The sequence below is a fragment of the Mesorhizobium sp. P5_C1 genome, assembly GCF_054049815.1.
Genome location: NZ_JBFULQ010000624.1, coordinates 1 through 2,944 on the forward strand (window position 1 = coordinate 1; position 2,944 = coordinate 2,944).

At 63.4% G+C, this 2,944-nt stretch carries 3 protein-coding genes; all 3 read right to left on the bottom strand.

Annotation, left to right across the window (positions count from 1 at the left end; translation table 11 throughout):
* Positions 1-133: 133 nt before the first annotated feature.
* The 3 genes from ACXJ7R_RS28990 to ACXJ7R_RS29000 all read right to left on the bottom strand — a co-directional run bounded on the left by ACXJ7R_RS28990 (position 134) and on the right by ACXJ7R_RS29000 (position 2,715).
* On the bottom strand, positions 134-850 hold the full coding sequence (locus ACXJ7R_RS28990) for a hypothetical protein (RefSeq protein WP_457154826.1): 717 nt from the start codon (positions 848-850) through the stop codon (positions 134-136).
* 78 nt (positions 851-928) lie between these two features.
* Complete coding sequence (locus ACXJ7R_RS28995; protein WP_457154827.1) at positions 929-1,924, bottom strand: HupE/UreJ family protein; 996 nt, start codon at positions 1,922-1,924, stop codon at positions 929-931.
* A gap of 47 nt (positions 1,925-1,971) precedes the next feature.
* Positions 1,972-2,715: a peptidylprolyl isomerase gene (locus ACXJ7R_RS29000; protein WP_457154828.1), complete on the bottom strand. Its 744-nt coding sequence runs from the start codon at positions 2,713-2,715 to the stop codon at positions 1,972-1,974.
* Positions 2,716-2,944: the final 229 nt, after the last annotated feature.

The window sequence follows — 2,944 nt, forward strand, 5'->3', positions numbered from 1 at the left end:
GGTGAGTAGGGCCGGGCCTTGATGGCTTGTCCCRCTTCCTCGACGGTATAGGTGCCGGCATCCTGGGCCCGCGCCACGGAGCCYGCGCAGACGGCAAGCAATACAAGACCTGTAATTGTCAGCGGTCTCCGGATCATTGTCTCTCTCCCTCATGGAATGAAATCTCGGTGTGGTCAGGTGTGCGTCCGAGTTCGGCCGGCGCGATGCCAACCGGGTGCGATTGCACCGGAGCGAAATGGGGTGAGCCGGCCGCCGGGCGTACCGGCGGAACGGCCTGTTTCTGAGATAATTCGACAGCACTGTCGGTTGCGCCGACATCCGAATAACTGAGCAGGAATCGGGCAATCTGCGACGCCGGCCCATAGAGACGCGCCACGCCGCGCTCAACAGCCTGGCCGAAGGTCAATCGCCGTGCCGCGATTTCTGCTATTACGGCTTCGCCGGCAACGATGACCAGATCCCCGGGCTGTGCCCCCGAGACATGAACCGTTGTGCGCAAGCCGTCAGGACCCTGATCGAAGCGCGTCCACAGCATCGGCTCAACGACGACCAGAGAGACCGAAGCCTGGGAGGGGCCCGGCGATGCCGAGCGGAGCATGTCGCCGAATTGCTCCAGCGTCGTTGCCGTCAGCTTGAATCTGTGTCCGAACAGATCTGGTCCGGTCTGATCGAAGTTCGCCAGCGGCAGCCGTCCCGCCGCCACCTCCCTCGATATCGCGCCGACGACGTAGAGTGAATCCGGATAGAGCCAATTCAGGAAGCCCTGCGAAACCGTTTGCGGACTATCATAGCCGCAAGTGCGTCCTTCGGAGACCGGAGCAGCAGCCATCAAAGACGCGGCAAGCGCCACGGTGGTTGCGCGTGCAAGTTTCCGGCCCCTCAGGCAAGGTCGGCGCGGCAGTCTTGCGGCGGGTCCCATTTGCTCCTCCTACAAGAACATTGCGTCCAGCCGCTGGACGCTCCAGAATGCCGCGATGATCCCGATGGCATAGGCCGACGCGACGATCGCCTGCCGCGGGATCAGGACGAACCGCATCACCGAATAAACCGCGGTCAGCAAGACGGCGATGAAGGCCAGTTGCCCGAGCTCGACGCCGACATTGAAGGCCAGAAGCGCCAGCGGAATGTCGCCCTGCGGCAGGCCGAGCTCGACCAGCGCGCCGGCAAAGCCGAAGCCGTGCAGCAGGCCGAAAACGAAGGCCACCATCCACGGCTTCACAATGGCCAGGCTGAGCTGCCCGCGCTCCATCCGCACAACCTCGGCAGCGACCATGACGATGCTGATGGCGATCATCGCCTCCACCGGCCGCGACGGCAGCGTCAGCCATCCAAGGGTGGCGCAGCTCAAGGTGATTGAGTGAGCAGCGGTGAAGGCGGTGATCGCTTTCACCAGCTTGCGCCAGTCGCGCACGATCAGCATCAGCCCGGTGACGAACAGCAGATGATCGAAGCCGAAGGCGATGTGCTCGATGCCGTGACGGACGTAGGTGACGAACACCGCCCAGGCGCTCTGCGACGCCGGGATGGCTGCAGACGGCTCGCTGGGGGTAAGCCGCGCCGTCCAGCTGTTGCCGTTCGCGAACACCACGTGGACCAGCGCGTCGGTCATGCTGTTCTGCAACCCGTCGATCACAACGTTCTGGCCTGGGAGCGGCTCCAGCGTGCGCATGCGCCAGGTCTGCACCATGGCATCCCCGGTCGGATGCGAGATGATCGGCGTCACCGTCTCGATCTTGCCGGAAAAGAGTGCCGACAGCGCCAGTCGCGCATTGCCCTGCATCGGCGTTTTGAACAGAACGCTGAACTCGTTCGGCGCCTCCTCCTTCAGGCTGAGATAGGCGGGGCGCACCTCGTGGGAGTAGGCAGCTTCGCAGAACAGCGCAGCAATGGCTGCCGTCAGCAGGACCAGTCGAAGGCACTCCAACGCGGAGCGGCCTCCACGCACGAACTCGGGCCACTTGGCCGGCCGTCTCATTGTGCGGCCACGTTCGTTGCAGGCCCTGACCCCAGTGCCGCTTTCGTACTGTCGTCAAGCTCGACGCCGTACTTGTTGCGCAGCTCGACCAGATACTCTTTGCTCAGTTCGGTCTGCTTCGCGGAGCGCCACTCAGCCAGCACGGCATCTTTCACGGTCTCGAAGGGCTTCGGCGCGGTCGCCGTGCGCTGCGTGACGAGGACCAGATGAAGGCCATAGCCGGATTTCACCGGACCGCGCCACCCGCCCGGTTCAAGTGCAAACACCTCGCGCGCAAAATCGGCACCGAACATTCCGGACAGCGCCTGTTCGTCAGTATCGGCAAAGCTGTCGCCGAACAGCAGCTGGTCGCCCTCGGTCGAATCGTCCTCGACATTCGTTGTCAGCGCACCCAGCGCCGCGGCCGCGTCCGCCGCGGCGTCCTTGCGATGTTCCGGGTTGAAGTAGACCTGTCGGAACGACAGTTTTCCGGGCGTCTCGAAGTGTGCAGGGTTGGCGGCATAGAACTGCCGCAGTTCCGCTTCGGTTGGCTCGGCAAGCTGGGCCGTGTCCTCGAGAAGGAATTTGAGCTTTTGCGCCAAGCGGCGGCGGATGATGGTGTCGTCCTTCTCGAGGCCCATCTCCTGCGCTTCGCGCGCCATCACCTTCTCATTCAGCAGATCGTCGACAAGACCCTTGAGTTCATCGGCGGTTGGCTCGCGCAGCCATTGGCTCGACCAGGTCTGCTTGAGCCACCGCACGTCGCCTTCGCCGATACGGACCGGCTCCGCGGCCGTTGTTTCGACATGCCTGTCATTCAGCCAGGAATAGCCGCCAAACAGGATCGCGCCGACGACGGCAAAATGCAGCAGAGGCTCCCTGAGCAACGTCATGCGCTTTCCTCCGCCCCGGCTACGGCAGCCATCTCGCTTGCGAGCATTTGTTCATGGATAGTAGGCCCCAAAGAGCTGGCGCCGGAATGTAAGTTAC